The 17,287-nt window shown below is 71.9% G+C and carries 15 protein-coding genes, 1 tRNA gene and 1 pseudogene; 7 read left to right on the top strand and 10 right to left on the bottom strand.

Annotated features, from left to right (window positions below):
• Nucleotides 1-16 precede the first annotated feature (16 nt).
• Complete coding sequence (locus tag Sco07f_RS38345; protein WP_108990650.1) at nt 17-1,174, bottom strand: nuclear transport factor 2 family protein; 1,158 nt, start codon at nt 1,172-1,174, stop codon at nt 17-19.
• A 96-nt stretch (nt 1,175-1,270) separates the two neighbouring features.
• On the opposite strand from Sco07f_RS38345, the gene Sco07f_RS38340 reads away from it, so the two are divergent.
• Nucleotides 1,271-2,236 carry a LysR family transcriptional regulator gene (locus Sco07f_RS38340; protein ID WP_108990649.1) on the top strand — a complete coding sequence of 322 codons (966 nt, stop codon included), beginning with the start codon at nt 1,271-1,273 and terminating at the stop codon, nt 2,234-2,236.
• A gap of 208 nt (nt 2,237-2,444) precedes the next feature.
• On the opposite strand, the gene Sco07f_RS38335 is transcribed toward Sco07f_RS38340, so the two are convergent.
• The 7 genes from Sco07f_RS38335 to galU form a co-directional block, all read right to left on the bottom strand.
• A tRNA-Ala gene (locus Sco07f_RS38335) sits at nt 2,445-2,518 on the bottom strand.
• A gap of 55 nt (nt 2,519-2,573) precedes the next feature.
• The gene (gene sepX / locus Sco07f_RS38330; RefSeq protein ID WP_108990648.1) at nt 2,574-3,869 is read right to left on the bottom strand and encodes a divisome protein SepX/GlpR; all 1,296 of its coding nucleotides are present in this window, start codon (nt 3,867-3,869) and stop codon (nt 2,574-2,576) included.
• 173 nt (nt 3,870-4,042) lie between these two features.
• Nucleotides 4,043-4,741, bottom strand: a complete 699-nt coding sequence (locus Sco07f_RS38325) for a GNAT family N-acetyltransferase (RefSeq protein WP_218030764.1) — start codon at nt 4,739-4,741, stop codon at nt 4,043-4,045.
• Nucleotides 4,738-5,277, bottom strand: a complete 540-nt coding sequence (locus tag Sco07f_RS38320; RefSeq protein ID WP_108990647.1) for a MogA/MoaB family molybdenum cofactor biosynthesis protein — start codon at nt 5,275-5,277, stop codon at nt 4,738-4,740. The genes Sco07f_RS38325 and Sco07f_RS38320 overlap by 4 nt, the downstream gene beginning before the upstream one ends.
• Nucleotides 5,274-5,786, bottom strand: coding sequence for a cyclic pyranopterin monophosphate synthase MoaC (gene moaC, locus Sco07f_RS38315; protein WP_108990646.1), 513 nt, complete (start codon nt 5,784-5,786; stop codon nt 5,274-5,276). Before moaC ends, Sco07f_RS38320 begins: the two co-directional genes overlap by 4 nt.
• Before the next feature lie 86 nt (nt 5,787-5,872).
• The gene (gene glp, locus Sco07f_RS38310) at nt 5,873-7,222 is read right to left on the bottom strand and encodes a molybdotransferase-like divisome protein Glp (RefSeq protein ID WP_054103529.1); all 1,350 of its coding nucleotides are present in this window, start codon (nt 7,220-7,222) and stop codon (nt 5,873-5,875) included.
• 5 nt (nt 7,223-7,227) lie between these two features.
• On the bottom strand, nt 7,228-8,130 hold the full coding sequence (galU, locus tag Sco07f_RS38305; RefSeq protein ID WP_007388643.1) for a UTP--glucose-1-phosphate uridylyltransferase GalU: 903 nt from the start codon (nt 8,128-8,130) through the stop codon (nt 7,228-7,230).
• 93 nt (nt 8,131-8,223) lie between these two features.
• Between galU and Sco07f_RS38300 the strand changes: the two genes are divergently transcribed.
• Nucleotides 8,224-8,838, top strand: a complete 615-nt coding sequence (locus Sco07f_RS38300) for a 5-formyltetrahydrofolate cyclo-ligase (RefSeq protein WP_108990645.1) — start codon at nt 8,224-8,226, stop codon at nt 8,836-8,838.
• A gap of 97 nt (nt 8,839-8,935) precedes the next feature.
• Here Sco07f_RS38300 and Sco07f_RS38295 read toward each other — a convergent pair whose 3' ends face one another.
• Nucleotides 8,936-11,731 (bottom strand): penicillin acylase family protein, encoded by a 2,796-nt coding sequence (locus Sco07f_RS38295; RefSeq protein ID WP_108990644.1) that lies wholly within the window; start codon nt 11,729-11,731, stop codon nt 8,936-8,938.
• 231 nt (nt 11,732-11,962) lie between these two features.
• Between Sco07f_RS38295 and Sco07f_RS38290 the strand changes: the two genes are divergently transcribed.
• The 3 genes and pseudogenes from Sco07f_RS38290 to Sco07f_RS41400 all read left to right on the top strand — a co-directional run.
• A complete protein-coding gene (locus Sco07f_RS38290; protein WP_244942255.1) occupies nt 11,963-13,561 on the top strand; it encodes a potassium/proton antiporter in 1,599 nt (532 codons plus the stop codon).
• 248 nt (nt 13,562-13,809) lie between these two features.
• Nucleotides 13,810-15,093 carry an MFS transporter gene (locus tag Sco07f_RS38285; RefSeq protein ID WP_087790603.1) on the top strand — a complete coding sequence of 428 codons (1,284 nt, stop codon included), beginning with the start codon at nt 13,810-13,812 and terminating at the stop codon, nt 15,091-15,093.
• A gap of 67 nt (nt 15,094-15,160) precedes the next feature.
• Nucleotides 15,161-15,301, top strand: a pseudogene (locus Sco07f_RS41400) (FmdB family zinc ribbon protein); the annotation flags it as partial.
• Between the two features lie 14 nt (nt 15,302-15,315).
• Here the strand turns inward: Sco07f_RS41400 and Sco07f_RS41395 are convergent.
• Nucleotides 15,316-15,492 (bottom strand): hypothetical protein, encoded by a 177-nt coding sequence (locus Sco07f_RS41395; RefSeq protein WP_007388640.1) that lies wholly within the window; start codon nt 15,490-15,492, stop codon nt 15,316-15,318.
• An 87-nt stretch (nt 15,493-15,579) separates the two neighbouring features.
• On the opposite strand from Sco07f_RS41395, the gene Sco07f_RS38275 reads away from it, so the two are divergent.
• Both Sco07f_RS38275 and Sco07f_RS38270 read left to right on the top strand, forming a co-directional pair.
• Nucleotides 15,580-16,467, top strand: coding sequence for an S-methyl-5'-thioadenosine phosphorylase (locus Sco07f_RS38275; RefSeq protein WP_054103531.1), 888 nt, complete (start codon nt 15,580-15,582; stop codon nt 16,465-16,467).
• 305 nt (nt 16,468-16,772) lie between these two features.
• Nucleotides 16,773-17,243, top strand: coding sequence for a hypothetical protein (locus Sco07f_RS38270; RefSeq protein WP_054103545.1), 471 nt, complete (start codon nt 16,773-16,775; stop codon nt 17,241-17,243).
• The last annotated feature ends 44 nt before the right edge of the window (nt 17,244-17,287 follow it).

The raw sequence follows: 17,287 nt of genomic DNA, 5'->3' as shown, positions 1-17,287 counted from the left end.
GTCGGTTGCCGCTCTCTCAGGAGTGGCGGTGATAAGCCTTGTTGGCAATGCGCCAGCCGTCAGCTGCACGGACCAGCAGGAAGATGTCGGTGAACGTGTCTGCCCCGTGCGAGAGCGTCATGGTGGCGGTCGCGACGGTCCCGTGGACATCGATGGCGTCGATGCGGCGGGAGCGGGTGGGTTCGTCCGGGGCCGGCCGGCCCTGGAAGAGGGTGCAGTATTCGTCCAGGGGCCAGGAGACGAATGCGCCGTCTCGGATCCCTTCGATGTGGGCGGTGGGCAGGAACGCGCCGCGGAAGTGGGTGGGGTCGCCGGTGGCGTGTCCGCGGATGTAGGCGCGGAGCGGTTCGAGTACGGCGTCCTCCACGGCGGGGACCGTGGCGGCGACAGCGATGTCGGCCTCAAGACCAGCAGGGTTGTCGGCCAGGCCCGTTGCGCTGCGCAAGGGGGTGTTGGACGCGGCGGCCAGCAGAGCCACGTCCTTGGCCAGCGCACCGATCGTGAATTCGGCCGTGGCGGCTGTCGGCTCATCGAGGAGGAAGTGTCGCTTGCGGGCCACGAGCCCGCCGAGCTGGCCGAGTTCGAGGACGTCCAGCGTCTGGGTACGAGGCAGGGCGAGGGCGTCGGCTTGCCGCAGTGAGTCGCGCAGCGCGAGGACGGCTCCGGCGAGGCTGTTGTTGGCGACCAATTTGAGTGCGGCGGCACTGGAGGCGTCGTCCACGCGCCGGACGGTGCCCAGTGATTCCAGAACCGGTCGAACTCGGTCAAGTGCCTCCTGGTCGGCGGCGGCGAGGATCTGCAGGGCTCCGGCGGCAGCAGACGGCACCGAGCCGAGCAGAGGCGCATGGACGTAGGACGGGCCGAGTTTCAGGGCCAGCCTCGATGCTTCGGCGGGGGCGATGGTGCTGGTATTGAGCACGATCGTGTCGGGTCGCAGTGAGCCACGGACATCGTCGAGGACTTGTTCGCAGGCCGGGCCGTCGAACAACGCCAGGAGGACGAGGTCCGCCCGGGCCACGGCCTCGTTCGGGTCGCCGGTCGTCTTGACGGTGCCTGATGTACGCCCTGAGCGTGTCCAGCCGACGACGTCCCAGTCCTGGGCAGCCAGGCGTGTCGCGATCGCGCCGCCCATGCGCACCAGACCGAGGACGGCGATCGTGTGCGATGTGGTCATGCTCGCCACAGTGGTGCACCTCAAAGGGATGCGACAAGCGCAGATTTCGCATGCCCGCCCTGCGGGGCCCGCATACCGACTGGGCATACTGCCGCCGTGGACTTGACTGTGTGGCGGACTTTCGTGACCGTGTGCCGGGTCGGATCGCTGTCGGCGGCGGCAGCCGACCTCAATCACACGCAGTCGGCCGTCTCCCGGCAGATCGCCGGGCTGGAGCGGCAACTCGGCGTGCCTCTGGTGGAGCGCCATGCGCGCGGTGTGCGTCCGACACCGGCCGGTGAGGTGTTCCGGCTTCATGCCCTGGCCACGCTCAACGAAGCCGACCGCGCTGTTCGCGCGGTACGAGATGTTCGCGACGGGGTGTGTGATCGGCCCCTGGCCATCGGAGCGACGCCGTCTCTTTCCGCGGGGATCGTCCCTGAGGCTGTCCGGGGCCTGCTGGAGCAGGCCGGACCGGTTCGGTGGAGCCTGCTTCCCGGCCTGAGCGCACAGCTGCACGACCGCGTCGTCGCCGGCGATCTCAATGTCGCCGTCGTCACTGACGCTCCGCCGGGGCTGGCCGTCGACCCGCGGGTCGAACGCCGGTTCCTCGGGCTGGACGAGATGGTCGTCGTGCTGCCCGTCGGCCATCCGCGGGCCGGGCGCCGGCCGGTGCGCATCGAGGCGCTGGCCGACGAGACCTGGGTCGAGGACAACGACGGCTCGGCGGCACTCCTGCGCCAGCACGCCGCCCGCGCCGGATTCAGCGCCCGCATCGACCTCGCCGCGGCCGATCTGCCCGGCAAACTGGCCCTGGTCGCCACCGGTCACGCCATCGCGCTCATACCCGGTGTGCTGACGTGCGCGCTGCGGGCCGACGTCACCACCATGCCCCTCGTCGATCCCCCGACCCGTGGGATCTACGCGATCACACCGCGCCGCGCCCCCCACCCCCGCGCAGTGCCCCTGCTGGACCAGCTCGCCACGGCCTTCGCTTCGGTCCGTCCGGCTCAAGTCGCTCACCAGCCGCCCGAGTCGGACGCCCATGCCACTGCGCCCGGCACTTCACGACGGCATCGGTGAAAGGCCCCAGGACAGACCGGGCAGCGGGACTGAGTCGAGGTTGTTCGGCGCGCCGGCACCTGTCTGTGCGGCAGAGGTTCGTGCCCCACCGACCCACCACGCCGAACAGGCTCGAGCAGACCCCTGAAACGACGAAGATCCCGACCGATCATGAAGATCGGCGGGATCTCGTCAACCGCTCCCGAGTCAACTCAAGAACAGTCGTGCGTGGACCTGAGGGGATTTGAACCCCTGGCCCCCTCGATGCGAACGAGGTGCGCTACCGGACTGCGCCACAGGCCCTTGCAACGAGTGAAACTCTAGCACCCTGCCCGGCCTGCTCAAAAATCGCTTACGGCTACTCGTTGGCCGCGCGGGGACGGTCGCCGTCCTCGTACTGGTCGAAGAGCGGCGTGCGGCCCCGCTCCCTGGCCCGGCGGGCGGACGCGGCGCGGCGGGCGTCGCTGCGGCCCGCGGTCTCCGGGCGCTCGTCGGCGTGCGCGGCCGGACGCTCCTCCTCGGCCGGACGCGTCTCCCCGCGGTCCGCCGGGCGGTCCCGGTCCGGCGCGGGCGCCCGGGCGGCGTCCTCGGCGTCGGGCGCCACGGCGCTGGAGCGTGCCGAGCTCCACGCGTCCGGGGCCGCGAGGTCCACGTCGGGCGTGGCACGGGGGGCGACCGGGGCGGTCACGTAGGTGGGCAGGGGCACCGGGACTGGGTCCCAGCTGTCGCCCTGCGGACGCCCCCGGCGTTCCCGCTGCTGGTCGACCCACTCGGCGTGGTCGGTCTGCTCGACCAGCGCCCGCCGGTCCGCGGCGAGCGCCGACATTCCGGCGTCGGGCTCCACGTCGGGCCCGTCGTCCGGTTCCTCGGCGTCGAGGTCGCCGACGGGTCCGCCGGGGTCGGCGGGGCCGCGCCGGCGCGGCCGGGGGTCGCGGTCGCGCAGTCGCTGGGCGGCGACCTCGGCCTGACGCCGGTCCATCTGGAACGCGAAGCGGCGGCGCTCCTGCGCGCGCAGGTGGGCGATGTAGGCGCTGAGCAGCACCGCGGGCACCCCGGGCGCCCACAGGAAGGCGAGTCCGCCGACCGCCGCGACGACCGCGCCCAGCGTGAAGGCCAGGAAGAGCATCACGGTCGTACGCCGACGGCGCGCGAGGGCCTTCGTGCGCCGGGCACGTGCCGCGGCCGCCGCCGGTGAGAGCGGTGCGCGCCGGGCCTGCGGCACCCGTCCCCGCCCCGGGGCCGCGCCGGGTCCGGCCGATTGGCCGGGCTCCCGGGACTGCCCGGCTCTCGGGTCGTGCGCGGGTCCGTCCGGCTGCGGGCGTGCCGCTTCGGGCCGCTCCGCCGTCTGCCGCGGCGGGACCGGCCGGGTGTGCCGTCGGGTTCTGGACACGGCGAAGGCCCGGACGTCCACCGAGTCGGTGACGGCGTCCGGGGCGTCGGCGTCGGGCTCCACCTCGTCGGCGGAGCGCGACCGCAGGTCCTTGGCGTACCGGCGCTCCATGCCCGCCCGTCCGGACAGCAGCCGGATGGCGGTGCTGAAGCGTTCCGTCGGACGGGCCTCGTTCAGTTCGTCCTGCCTACGGAGCCACATCGGCACCAAGTAGGCGGCCCAGGCCCCGACGATGACTGCGTAGATGAGGCCGCTGCTGCTCACGCCTCACACGGTAGAGGGGTTTGCGTGAGGCCATCCGCCAATTGAGCCGGTGTGTCGCACGATCTGGCTGATATTTCGAACTTTTCTTGTGACCGATCCGATCAGCCGACTGTCAGGACAGGGAAATTATCCGATTCGAGGCGGTCGCGCCGCGATCGAATTCGAACGTTTATTCAATTACCCGCGTTCCCTGTGTTCCCTGTGTTCCTGGGGATCCCGGGATTCCCGACGTTTCCGGTGTCGCCCGCGTTCGGCGCACCGCGCTGCCGTGACCGGTGCCAGCGCCGCAGCAGACCCTCCGGGACCTCGTCCGCGGTGAGCGCGAAGACCAGATGGTCCCGCCAGGCTCCGTCGATGTGCAGATAACGCGGCCTGAGGCCCTCCTCGCGGAATCCGAGTTTCTCCACGACCCGGCGGCTGGGCGCGTTCTCGGGGCGAATGCAGACCTCGACGCGGTGCAGTCCGACGGTGCGGAAACAGTGGTCCACCGCCATCGCCACGGCCGTCGGCATCACCCCGCGGCCGGCCACCGCCTCGTCCACCCAGTAGCCGACGTGTCCGGAGCACATCGAGCCCCAGGTGATGCCGGCCACCGTCAACTGGCCGACCAGCCGCCCCCGGTACTCGATGACGAAGGGCAGCATCCGGCCCGCGTGGGCCTCGGAGCGCAGGTGCCGCACCATCTGGCGGTAGGTCGGCCGGTGCGCGATCGGGCCGCCGGGTCCGGGCGGCGGGATGGTGGCTTCCCACGGGCGCAGCCAGTCCCGGTTGCGCCGGTTGACCTCGCGCCAGGTCCGCTGGTCGCGCAGTCTTATCGGCCTCAGGACGATGTCGCCGTCCGTCAGCTCCGCGGGCCAGGACGGGCCGTTCAGCTCGCACCCCCACCACTGGCGGGTCTCGGGTGGTCGCCGCCGCGGAGCTGGTCCACGGCGTGCTTCAGCAGCGGCTCCAGCACCGCGAGACCGTCCTTCACCCCGCCGGAGGAGCCCGGCAGGTTGACGATCAGCGTCTCCCGCGCCACTCCGGCCAGTCCCCTGGAGAGCGCGGCGGTCGGCACTTTGTCGCGGCCGTACGCCCGGATCGCCTCCGCGATGCCCGGGACCTCGTGGTCGAGCACCGCGCGGGTCGCCTCGGGGGTGCGGTCGGTGGGCGAGATGCCGGTGCCGCCGGTGGTGACGATCACGTCGTAGCCCGCTTCGACGCCCGCGCGGAGGGCGGCCTCCACGGGGTCGCCGTCGGGGACGACCCGGGGGCCGTCGACGTCGAAGCCGAAGCGGCGCAGCCCCTCGGCGATCAGGGGTCCGCCCTTGTCCTCGTAGACACCGGCGGCGGCCCGGTTGGACGCCGTGACGACCAGGGCGGCGTACGGCCCGAGGAGGGCTCCTCCCCCGCCGGCGTCCGGCGTCATGACCGGTTCCAGTCGCCGGACTTGCCGCCCGTCTTCTGCTCCACCCGCACGTCCGTGATGACCGCTCCCTTGTCGACCGCCTTGACCATGTCGACCACGGTGAGCGCGGCGACGGAGACCGCCGTGAGCGCCTCCATCTCGACACCCGTGCGATCCGTCGTCCGCACCGTGGCGGTGATCTCCACGGCGTCGTCCGCGACCGACAGGTCCAGTTTCACACCGGAGACGGACAACGGGTGGCACAAGGGGATCAGGTCGGGGGTGCGCTTGGCGCCCATGATGCCCGCGATCCGCGCGGTGGCCAGGGCGTCGCCCTTCGGTACTCCCTCGCCGCGCAGCAGCTCGACCACGCGGGGCGCGACGAGAACGCGTCCACTGGCGCGGGCGGTGCGGGCGGTCACGTCCTTGCCGGACACGTCGACCATCCGGGCGGCGCCCGCCTCGTCGATGTGCGTCAGCCGGCCCTGCGGGTCCTGTCCACTGCTCGGCGGTCGGTCCTGCGTACTCATGCTCGTGTGGCGCTCCCGGTCCTGGCCCGGCGCGGTGCGGCGCGTGGGCCTGCTGTGCGCGACACGGTACCGCCATCGGGCACCGGTCAGCCGAGCAGGACCACCTCGACCTCGGCGCCGGGCTCGACGGACGCGGTGTCCTCGGGCACGACGATCAGCGCGTTCGCCTGCGCGAGGGCGGCGACGAGGTGGGAGCCGGAGCCGCCGACCGGGGTGACCGAACCGTCGGCGTGGCTGCCCCGCAGGAACTGCCGGCGACCCTTCGGCGAGGTGAGCGCCTTGTCCGCGGCCAGGGACGCGGTGACCACCGGACGGTGCACGTCGGGCAGGCCCATGAGGGTGCGAATCGCGGGCCGCACGAACAGCTCGAAGGAGACGTACGACGACACCGGGTTGCCCGGCAGCGCGAGCAGCGGGGTGTGGTCGGGGCCGATCGAGCCGAAGCCCTGGGGTTTGCCGGGCTGCATGGCGAGCTTGCGGAAGTCCACGCCGGCGCCCGGCTCGTCCTCGTCACCGACGTGCGCCAGCGCCTCCTTGACCACGTCGTACGCCCCGACGCTCACGCCGCCGGTGGTGACCATCAGGTCGGCGCGCACCAGTTGGTCCTCGATGGTGGCCCGCAGGGTGTCGGCGTCGTCGGTGACGGCGCCGACCCGGTAGGCGATGGCGCCGGCGTCGCGGGCGGCCGCGGTGAGCGCGAAGCTGTTGGAGTCGTAGATCTGACCGGACGCCAGCTGCTCGTCGGGCTGGACGAGTTCGCTGCCGGTGGAGAGCACCACCACGCGCGGGCGCGGGCGCACGCGTACCGTGCCCCGGCCGATCGCGGCGAGCAGGCCGATCTGCGGCGGGCCGAGCACGGTGCCGGCCGTCAGGGCGCGGTCGCCGGAGCGGACGTCGCTGCCCTTGGCGCGGACGTGGGCGCGCTCCTCGGCCGGCCGGTACACGTGGACGTGGCCCTGGGCACCCTCGGGGGCCAGGCTGCGGGCGCGCATGCCCGCCACGGGGCCCTCGCCGAGCCCGCCGTCGGTCCACTCGACGGGGACGACGGCCTCGGCACCGGGCGGCAGCGGGGCGCCGGTCATGATGCGGGCGGCCTGGCCGGGACCCACGGTGACCGGGTCGGCCTGGCCGGCGGCGACGTCGCCGACGACCTCCAGGACGGCGGGGAACTCCTCGCTGGCCCCCGCGACATCGGTGACCCGCACCGCGTACCCGTCCATGGAGCTGTTGTCGAACGGCGGCAGGGACAGCGGCACCGTGATGTCGTCGACCAGGACGCAGCCCTGGGCGTCGAGCAGGTTCAGCTCGATGGGCTCCAGGGGGCGGACGGTGGCGAGGACGTCGTCCAGGTGCTCCTGGACCGACCACAGCCGGTCCGGACCGGGGCCCGCGGTGGCGTGGTCGTGACCGGTGTCCCGGTGCGCGCTGCTGCTCAACGGCCTTACATCTCCTCGGCTACGTAACTGCGGAGCCAGGTCCGGAAGTCCGGGCCCAGGTCTTCACGTTCGCATGCGAGTCTGACAATGGCACGCAGGTAGTCGCCGCGGTCGCCGGTGTCATAGCGGCGGCCCTTGAAGACGACGCCGTGCACCGGGCCGCCGGCCTTCTCGTCCGCCGCCAACTGCTGGAGGGCGTCGGTGATCTGGATCTCGCCGCCGCGGCCGGGCTCGGTCTTGCGGAGTATGTCGAAGATGCGCGGGTCGAGCACGTAGCGGCCGATGATGGCGTAGTTGGACGGCGCGTCGGCCGGGTCGGGCTTCTCGACCAGCCCGGTGACCTTGACGACGTCGCCGTCGCCGGTCGGGGCGACGGAGGCGCAGCCGTAGAGGTGGATCTGCTCCGGCGCGACCTCCATGAGGGCGATCACGCTGCCGCCGTACTGCTCCTGGACGTCGATCATGCGCTGGAGCAGCGGGTCGCGCGGGTCGATCAGGTCGTCGCCGAGCAGGACCGCGAAGGGCTCGTGGCCGACGTGCGGTGCGGCGCACAGCACGGCGTGGCCGAGTCCCTTGGGGTCGCCCTGGCGGACGTAGTGCATCATCGCGAGGTCGCTGGACTCCTGGACCTTGGCCAGACGGCCCGCGTCGCCCTTCTTCTGGAGGGCGGACTCCAGTTCGTAGTTGCGGTCGAAGTGGTCTTCCAGGGGGCGCTTGTTGCGGCCCGTGACCATGAGGACGTCGCCGAGGCCGGCGGCCACGGCCTCTTCGACCACGTACTGGATCGCCGGCTTGTCGACGACCGGCAGCATCTCCTTGGGAGTGGCCTTGGTGGCCGGCAGGAACCGGGTACCGAGACCGGCTGCTGGGATGACAGCCTTGCTGATCCTGGGGTGGGACTGAGTCATGCGCGCCACCCTATCCGGTGCCTATGGGGAGAATCTGTGACTCGAGATCCTTGGCGCTCATATGAGCGCATGAATGCGGTTCAGGAGTAACCCATGCCTCACATCGACCCTGCGGACGAACCTGACAAGCGGACGTTGCGACGGGGTTTCCTCGCGGCGAGGAACAGGTTGACCCCGGACGACGTGCGCGAAGCCGGGGACGCGCTGGCCGTGCGGGCGCTCGCGCTGCCGGAGGTCGCGGGGGCGCGCACCGTGGCCGCGTACGTGTCCGTGGGCGCCGAGCCGGGCACCCTCGCGCTCCTCGACGCGCTGCGCGCGCGGGGTGTGCGGGTCCTGCTGCCCGCGCTGCTGCCGGACAACGACCTGGACTGGGGCGAGTACACCGGGGAGGGCTCCCTCGCGCGCGTGCGCCACGGCGGGCGGATGGAGCTGTCCGAGCCCGCCGGCGAGCGCCTGGGGCCGGAGGCGGTGACCCGGGCGGACGTCGTGCTGCTGCCGGGGGTGGCGGTGGACGGCCGGGGCCTGAGGCTCGGGCGCGGCGGAGGCTCCTACGACCGGGTGCTCGCGCGTCTGGAGGCCGCCGGCGCGCGGCCCGCGCTGCTGGTGCTGCTGTACGACCGGGAGGTCGTCGCGCGCGTCCCCGCGGAGCCGCACGACCGGCCGGTGGACGCGGTGGTGACGCCCTCGGGGGTGCGCAGGTTCCGCTGACGCAGCGGCACCCGGGTGCCCACGGACGCACCCGGGTGCCGCACGGAAAACGGCCTCCACGCACGCGTGGAGGCCGTTTTCCGTCAGCGGGTGCCTGCTACGGCTTGAGCACCAGCGTGTCGCTCGTGCTCTCGTCGACCGCCTTCTTCGAGAAGGACCACGGCAGCAGTTCGCCGTTGGCCCACTTGTCGGTCTGGTCGGTGTAGTGGGCGCTGTAGGCGTGTCCGGAGGCACCGGTGAGGTTGATCCAGCGGGACTTGTCGAGGTCACCGAGGTTGACCACCATCCGCATGGACGGCACCCAGATCACCCCGTAGCCGCCGGCCGCGTTCCAGCCGGAGGCGTTGACCGCCGCCTCGCCGCCGCTGAGCTTCCAGGGGCCGCGGTTGAGGGCGTACTTCAGGAAGCCGGGGCCCTCGGTGCCCAGGGTCTGGTTCTTCAGGAACAGGCGGTGCAGCCGGCCCCAGTTCCAGGTGTCGATGTCCTTGCCGAGCTTGGCGGTCAGCTCCCAGCGGGCGTCGATCATGGCGCGCTTGAACAGGTCGTCGCGGTTGTGGTCGGCGCCCTTGCGGGTGCCGTTGGCGGGCGTCGTCCACCAGTCGCTCTTGGGCTTGTCCATCAGCGTGCGGACCACCTCGAACCAGCGGTCGCCGCCGTCCGGCTGCGCCTGGCCGGCGTCGCGCTGGCCGCACTCGCGGACCTTGTTCGTCTCGTCCGCCGGGCCCGTGGTGTTGACCGGGTCGACCCACAGGCACTGGCCCTCGACCCGCAGCTCCTTGGGCAGCTTGTTGCCGAAGGCGAGCTTGAGGATGTTGCGCCAGACCGCGTTGAAGTAGGCGGCGGCCGCCGAGTCGGCGTCCTGGGTGTAGTCCCAGCCCTCCAGCAGCTTCTGCGCCTCGCGGACGTCCTTGTCGGCGATGTCGATCTTCAGCAGCTGGGGCACGAGCAGCTTGGCCATCTCGCTGCTGTTGTCCAGCTGCATCTGGCGCATGTCGTCCGTGGAGATCTTGCCGCCGTCCTTGATCTTCTGCTCGATCAGGGAGGTGATGCGCTGGCTGCGGGCGCCGTAGCCCCAGTCCGTGGTGAGCGTGTACGGGTAGTCGTCCTCGTCGACGACGGCCTGGTTGGCGGTCACGATGTAGCCGCGCTCCGGGTCGTACTCGTAGGGCAGCTCGTCCTGGTCGATGTACTCGCCGGTCCAGCGGTACTCGGGGCTCCAGCCCGGCGCCGGGACCGAGCCGTCGTGGCCCTCGGCGCGCACCGGGATGCGGCCGGGCAGCGTGTAGCCGATGTGCTCGCTGTCGGCGTAGACCAGGTTCTGCGAGGGCACGTCGAAGAGGGAGGCGGCCTCACGGAAGTCGTCCCAGTTCTGCGCCCGGTCGATCGCGAAGACGGCGTCCATGGTGGTGCCCGCCTCCAGCGCCGTCCAGCGCAGGGCGACGCCGTAGCCGTCGCCGCGGTCGGGGGCGGAGCTGTCGACGGTCGCCTTCTTGCCGGTCTTCACCAGCTCGTCGTCGCGGTCGGAGAGGAGCGGGCCGTTGTTGGTCTCGCGGACGACGATCTTCTTGGAGTCGCCGCCGGCGACCTTGATGGTCTCCTCGCGCGTCTCGAAGGGGAGCACCTTGCCGCCGTACTGGTAGCCCTCGCCGGTGATCTTCTCGAGGTAGAGGTCGGTGACGTCGGCGCCGGAGTTGGTCAGGCCCCAGGCGATCTCCTGGTTGTGGCCGATGACGACGCCGGGCATGCCCGCGAAGGTGTAGCCGGCCACGTCGTACTGGCACTTGGCGGAGACGGTGCGGCAGTGCAGGCCCATCTGGTACCAGACGGACGGCAGGGACGGCGACAGGTGCGGGTCGTTGGCCAGCAGCGGCTTGCCGGTGATGGTGTGCTTGCCGGAGACGACCCAGGAGTTGGAGCCGATGCCGTTGCCGTTCACGCCGACGGCGGTGGGGAGGTCGTCCAGGACCTCCTGGAGGCCCGCCAGTTGCCCCTGGAGGGCGTTGCCGGAGCCGGTGCCCGTGCCGGTTCCCGTACCTGTGCCGGTTCCCGTACCCGTTCCGGTGCCCGTGCCGTCGCCGCTGCCCGACGAACCGCCGTCGCCGCCGTCGAACGTCTGGGTCAGCTCGTCGTACTGGCCCTCCTGGACGATCGCCTTGTTGCGGTCGTACGGGTAGGCCGGGTAGAGGTCGGCGATCTGCTTGGGGCCGAGGCGGCTGGTCATCAGGGCGCGGTCGACCTCGTCCTGCATGTTGCCGCGCAGGTCCCAGGCCATCGCCTTCAGCCAGGCCACGGAGTCGACCGGGGTCCACTCCTGGGGCTTGTAGTCGTTGGTGAAGCCGAGGGCGGCGTACTCCAGGGAGATGTCCGCGCCGTCCTTGCCCTTCAGGTAGGCGTTGACGCCCTTGGCGTACGCCTGGAGGTACTTCTTCGTGGAGTCCGACAGCTTCTCGTCGTACTCCTTCTTCGCCACCCGGTGCCAGCCCAGGGTGCGCAGGAACTCGTCGTTCTCGATCTGGCCCTTGCCGAACATCTCCGACAGGCGCCCGGCGGTCATGTGCCGGCGGACGTCCATCTCGTAGAACCGGTCCTGCGCCTGGACGTAGCCCTGCGCCATGAACAGGTCCTCCTCGCTGGAGGCGTAGACCTGCGGGATGCCGTACCCGTCGCGCTTGACGTCGACCGGGCCCGACAGGCCGTCCAGCGTGATCGAGCCCTTGGTCTGCGGGAAGGACGCGCGCACGGTGCTGATCGACCAGTACGCCCCGTAGGCGAGGCCGCCTATGAGGGCCAGGACCAGCACGAGGACGAGCAGCCGCCCCTTGCGCCCCTTCCGCTTCTTCCTGCCGGACGTGCCGGACTGCTGACCCGGGGTGGCGGTGGTGGTGGGGGGCATCGCTGTCCTTGCTGTCCTAACACGAGCGGCAGGGGCGGGCTGTGCTTCGTACCGAGGCTGAGCGCAGAGCGCTGGAGCAACTGTAGGCGCAGACCCGGCACCGCCTTGACGCGGAGTCGGGTACCAGGACGCACGGGCGTTCGATCTTGCCAAGCCGAGCGTCAAGAAAGCGTCAAGAGTTAGGTAAGGTAACGAAGTAGTTGCCCGCGCAGTACGGCGGATTCGTGTGCCATGAAGGTGCGCCTCGCGCACAACGCGGGCGCGTTCGCCCACGCTGTGATCCGTGCTGTGCGCCAGGGAAGGGAACGGCCGCTGACTGTCCACCACCTCAACCAGCTTCTGCTCGTCTGCTCGCTCGTCCTGCTCATCGCCGTGGCGGCGGTCCGGATCTCCTCGCGCAGCGGGCTCCCCAGCCTGCTCGTCTACCTGGCCATCGGCATCGCCATCGGCCAGGACGGCATCGGCGACATCAAGTTCGACGACGCCGAACTGGTCCAGGTCATCGGGTACGGGGCCCTCGTCGTGATCCTGGCCGAGGGCGGCCTCGGCACGAAGTGGAAGGAGGCGAAACCGGCCCTGCCGGCCGCCTCCGCGCTCGCCCTGCTAGGGGTCGCGGTGAGCGTCGGCGTGACCGCGACGGGTGCGCACTACCTGACGGGGCTGGAGTGGCGGCAGGCGCTCATCATCGGGGCCGTGGTCTCCTCCACGGACGCCGCGGCCGTGTTCTCCGTGCTGCGCCGGATTCCGCTGCCCAAACGGATAACGGGCACGCTGGAGGCCGAGTCCGGCTTCAACGACGCCCCGGTGGTCATCCTCGTGGTCGCCTTCTCCACGGCGGGACCGATCGAGCACTGGTACGTGCTGATCGGCGAGATCGCCCTGGAGCTGGCCATCGGCGCGGCCATCGGACTCGCGGTGGGCTGGCTGGGGTCCTGGGGACTGAAGCACGTCGCGCTGCCCGCCTCCGGCCTCTACCCCATCGCCGTCATGTCCATCGCCATCGCGGCCTACGCGGCCGGCGCGATGGTCCACGGCAGCGGCTTCCTGGCCGTCTACCTGGCCTCCATGGTGATGGGCAACGCGCGGCTGCCGCACTGGCCCGCCACCCGCGGGTTCGCCGACGGGCTCGGCTGGCTCGCCCAGATCGGCATGTTCGTGCTGCTCGGCCTGCTGGTCACCCCGCACGAGCTGGGCGACGACATCCTGCCCGCCCTCGTCATCGGCCTGGTGCTCACCATGGTCGCGCGACCGCTGAGCGTCGTGCTGTGCCTGGTGCCCTTCCGGGTGCCGTGGCAGGAGCAGGCCCTGATGTCGTGGGCCGGGCTGCGCGGCGCGGTGCCCATCATCCTGGCGACCATTCCCATGGTGGAGGGCGTCGCGGGCAGTCACCGGATCTTCAACATCGTCTTCGTGCTGGTCGTCGTCTACACCCTGGTCCAGGGGCCGACGCTGCCCTGGCTGGCCCGCGTGCTGCGCCTGGGCAAGGGCGACGAGGCCGCCGACCTCGGCATCGAGTCGGCGCCCCTGGAGCGGCTGCGCGGACACCTGCTGTCCGTGACGATCCCCGAGGGCTCGAGGATGCACGGCGTCGAGGTCAACGAACTGCGGCTGCCCACCGGGTCCGCCGTCACGCTGATCGTCCGCGACGGGACGTCGTTCGTACCGCTGCCGACCACGGGACTGCGCCGCGGGGACGAACTCCTGGTGGTCGCGACCGACCCCGTCCGGGACGCCGCCGAGGCGCGGCTGCGCGCGGTCGGCCACGGCGGCAAGCTGGCCGGCTGGCTGGGCACCGGGGGGACCGAGAACGCCCGCCGCAATCGCAGGTGAGCACGGAGGGAGTGCCCCCTTTCACAGGCCGCTCCCCCTCCCGTCCCCTGTACGATGAAGGCCGCACCTGATCGAACCACCTCTGCCTGAAGCAGAGCTGGCGCGACCGTATGGCGGTCGGATCGCCCCCACATCCCGCGGGCTCCGGCATCTACCGCAGTCCGCGCGAGTGGACAGCTCTCGGCGCTCCCGCACGATCATCCACACGGGTCGGGACCGCGCTACCAGGCGGCAGAAAGGCACGGGCCGTGGCATCCACGGTCACCCGTCCGGGATACGGGCAGCTGCTGCGCACCCGCGGCGCCTGGACGTTCCTTCTCCCCGGCTTCGCGGCACGCCAGCCGTTCGCGATGCTGACCCTCTCCATCGTGCTGCTGGTGCAGCACACCACCGGCTCCTACGGCGTCGCCGGCGCCGTCGCGGCCGTCACCGGCGTCGCCATGGCCCTGTTCGCCCCCTACAGCGGACGGCTCGCCGACCGCTACGGGCAGCGCGCCGTCCTGCTGCCCGGCGTGCTCGTGCACGCGGCGTCCGGACTCACCCTCACCGTCCTCGCGCTCGCGGACGCACCCCTGTGGGCGCTGTTCCTGGCGGCCGTGCCCACCGGCGCCTCGGTGCCGCAGGTCGGGCCCATGGTGCGGGCCCGCTGGGCCGTGAAGCTCAAGGACTCGCCCCTGCTGAGCACGGCGGCCGCCTTCGAGTCCGTCACCGACGAGCTGACCTTCGTCCTCGGCCCCCTGGTGGCGACCGCCCTGTGCACGGCCGTCGACCCCGCCGCGGGCCTGGTCACGGAGGCCGCGCTCACCCTGGCGGGCGGTCTGCTGTTCGCCGCGCAGAAGAGCACCCAGCCCCTTGTGGGCGGCGCCGGTGGCGTCCATGGTGCCGACGGCGGGCACGCGCGCGTGGAGCACGTTTCCGCGCTGCGTGTCCCCGGTGTGCGGGTCCTGATCGTCGTCTTCCTGGGCATCGGTTCCGTCTTCGGCGGCATGCAGGTTTCGCTGGCCGCGTTCACGGAGTCGATCGGCGAGCCCGGTCTGAACGGCGTCCTGTACGGCGTCTTCGCGGCGGGCAACATGATCTCCGGCCTGGCCTGCGGCGCCATCGCCTGGAAGGCGGCCCCGCAACAGCGCCTCCTGGTCGGCTACACCGCCCTCGCGGTGACCGCGTCCGGGCTGTGGGCCGCCCACTCGGTGCTCGTGCTGGCCGGCCTCGGACTGCTCGTCGGCATGTGCATCGCACCCGCCATCGTCACCGGCTACACCCTGGTCGAGGACCTGGTCCCGGCGGGCACCCGCACCGAGGCCTTCACCTGGCTGACCGGTGCCGTAGCGCTGGGCCAGGCGGCGGCCGTGACCGTCTCGGGGCAGCTCGAGGACCGCGTCCGGGACGGCGCCGGTTTCCTGGTGCCGATGGGCGGCACGGTGCTCGCGCTGGCGGTCCTGGTGACGCTGCGCTCGCGGCTGGCGACCCGGTCCCCCGGCCGTACGGTGGCACGTGGTGTCGGTCACCGCGCGCCCGCCACAGTGGACTGATCCCGCGGAATAGGTCACTATGGACCGTCGTTAGCACTCATCGAGTGAGAGTGCCAGGAGGAAGACAGTGCCGACGTACCAGTACCAGTGCACCGAGTGCGGCGAGGGCCTCGAGGCGGTGCAGAAGTTCACCGACGACGCTCTTACCGAGTGCCCGAACTGCCAGGGCCGCCTGAAGAAGGTGTTCTCGGCCGTCGGCATCGTCTTCAAGGGCTCCGGCTTCTACCGCAACGACAGCCGCGGCAGCTCCTCGAGCAGCTCGCCGGCGTCGTCGTCCTCGAAGGCGGCCTCGTCCTCGGCTTCTTCGTCGTCCTCGTCGTCCTCGGACTCGGGTTCGTCGTCTTCGTCGTCGTCCTCTTCGTCGTCCTCGGGTTCCGGCAGCTCCTCCGCGGGCTCCACCGCCGCGTAGCACCCGCTTCTTACGAGACCCTGTCGTCGCCCGACGACGGGGTCCTCGGCGTTGTGCGAGGCGGTTAGGGTGCGGGCATGGCGAACAAGGCGAAGGCCGACAACGGGCAGGCCCGGAACGTGCGGGCCGACAACGGGCAGGCCGAGATCGGTGTGATCGGGGGCTCGGGGTTCTACTCGTTCCTCGACGACGTGACCGAGGTCCGCGTGGACACCCCGTACGGGCCGCCCAGCGACTCCCTCTTCCTCGGCGAGGTCGCCGGCCGCCGGGTCGCCTTCCTCCCCCGGCACGGCCGCGGCCACCACCTGCCTCCGCACCGGATCAACTACCGCGCCAACCTGTGGGCGCTGCGCTCGGTGGGCGCCCGCCAGGTCTTCGGCCCCTGTGCGGTCGGCGGCCTGCGCCCTGAGTACGGGCCGGGCACGCTGCTGGTGCCGGACCAGTTCGTCGACCGTACGAAGTCCCGCCCCTCCACCTACTTCGACGGGCTCCCGATGCCCGACGGCACCGTGCCCCACGTGGTGCACGTGTCGCTCGCCGACCCGTACTGCCCCACCGGGCGGGCCGCCGCGCTGAAGGCGGCCCGGGGGCAGGACTGGGAGCCGGTGGACGGCGGCACCCTGGTCGTGGTCGAGGGGCCCCGCTTCGGGACCCGGGCGGAGTCCCTGTGGCACCGGGCGCAGGGCTGGTCGGTGGTGGGCATGACCGGCCACCCGGAGGCGGCACTCGCCCGTGAGCTGGAGCTCTGCTACACCTCGCTGACCCTCGTGACCGACCTCGACGCCGGTGCGGAGAGCGGTGAGGGCGTCTCGCACGAGGAGGTGCTGCGGGTGTTCGCGGCGAACGTGGACCGGCTGCGGGGCGTTCTGTTCGACGCGGTGGCCGCGCTGCCGGCGACCGGGGAGCGGGACTGCCCGTGCGGGTCGGCGCTGGGCGGGATGGATCCGGGGATCGCGCTGCCGTAGGGGTGTGGACGGCCGGGGACGAGGACGGGGACAAGGGCGGGGACAAGGGCGGGGCTGGGCTCGAGGACGGGGGAACGCCACGTTCCGGTGAGGGAGTTGTCCACAACCGGTAGGTGATCCACGGGCTCCGGCGGGGCCCGGCGAAAAGCCGCATCGTGGGAGCGCAAGCCGGTCCCTCGTCACAGGTGGTGGTCCCCGTGTTCCGTCCCGCCCTGCCCTCGCCCTCGCCCTCCCGCTCCCCCCTCGCCTCCTCGTTCCCTACGTCGATTCCGCCCGGCGGCACCGACGCGCCGCCGACCTGCGAGGTGCCGCACTTCGCCCCGGTGCGGGTGCGCGGCGGGCTGCACCGGCTCGTGCGCCACCGGCGACGTGCCCTCGCCGTCGGACTGGCCGTCACCGCCGCGGCGGTGGTGGCGGCGGGCCCGCATCCGGTCACCGGCGGGCAGGAGACGCGGCGGTCACGCGGACATCCGGTGACCGAGCCGGCGGGCGAGCGGCACGGTGCCCGGCTCGTGGCGGCGCCGGTGCGGATCGCCGACGCGGCCACGGTGCGGCTGCTCCGGCCGGGCGACCGCGTCGACGTCGTCGCGGCCGGGGACGGCGGTGCGGGCGACGCCTCCGTGCTCGCGCGCGGTGTGCGCGTGGCGAAGGTGCCCGAGCCCGTGGAGGACTCCGCGGCGGGTGGGGCGCTGGTCGTGGTCTCGGTGCCGCGCGCCACCGCCCACCGGCTGGTCGGCGCGGCTACCACGGCACGGCTGGCGGTGACCGTGTGCTGAGCCCGTCAAGTCCCTCGTTCGAGGGATCGGATTGGACAGGACGG

The sequence above is a fragment of the Streptomyces coelicoflavus genome, assembly GCF_003112555.1.
GTDB lineage: Bacteria > Actinomycetota > Actinomycetes > Streptomycetales > Streptomycetaceae > Streptomyces > Streptomyces coelicoflavus.
The sequence above is the reverse complement of the archived record's forward strand: the minus strand, read 5'-3'. Positions and strand labels throughout refer to the sequence as shown.

Bases quoted from the DNA above. Each gene is read 5' to 3' on its own strand.
- Sco07f_RS38300 (WP_108990645.1), top strand. From the start codon at position 8,224: ATGCCTCACATCGACCCTGCGGACGAACCTGACAAGCGGACGTTGCGA.
- galU (WP_007388643.1), bottom strand. From the start codon at position 8,130: ATGACTCAGTCCCACCCCAGGATCAGCAAGGCTGTCATCCCAGCAGCC.
- moaC (WP_108990646.1), bottom strand. From the start codon at position 5,786: ATGAGTACGCAGGACCGACCGCCGAGCAGTGGACAGGACCCGCAGGGC.
- Sco07f_RS38290 (WP_244942255.1), top strand. From the start codon at position 11,963: ATGAAGGTGCGCCTCGCGCACAACGCGGGCGCGTTCGCCCACGCTGTG.
- Sco07f_RS38275 (WP_054103531.1), top strand. From the start codon at position 15,580: ATGGCGAACAAGGCGAAGGCCGACAACGGGCAGGCCCGGAACGTGCGG.
- Sco07f_RS38345 (WP_108990650.1), bottom strand. From the start codon at position 1,174: ATGACCACATCGCACACGATCGCCGTCCTCGGTCTGGTGCGCATGGGC.
- Sco07f_RS38320 (WP_108990647.1), bottom strand. From the start codon at position 5,277: ATGACGCCGGACGCCGGCGGGGGAGGAGCCCTCCTCGGGCCGTACGCC.
- Sco07f_RS38295 (WP_108990644.1), bottom strand. From the start codon at position 11,731: ATGCCCCCCACCACCACCGCCACCCCGGGTCAGCAGTCCGGCACGTCC.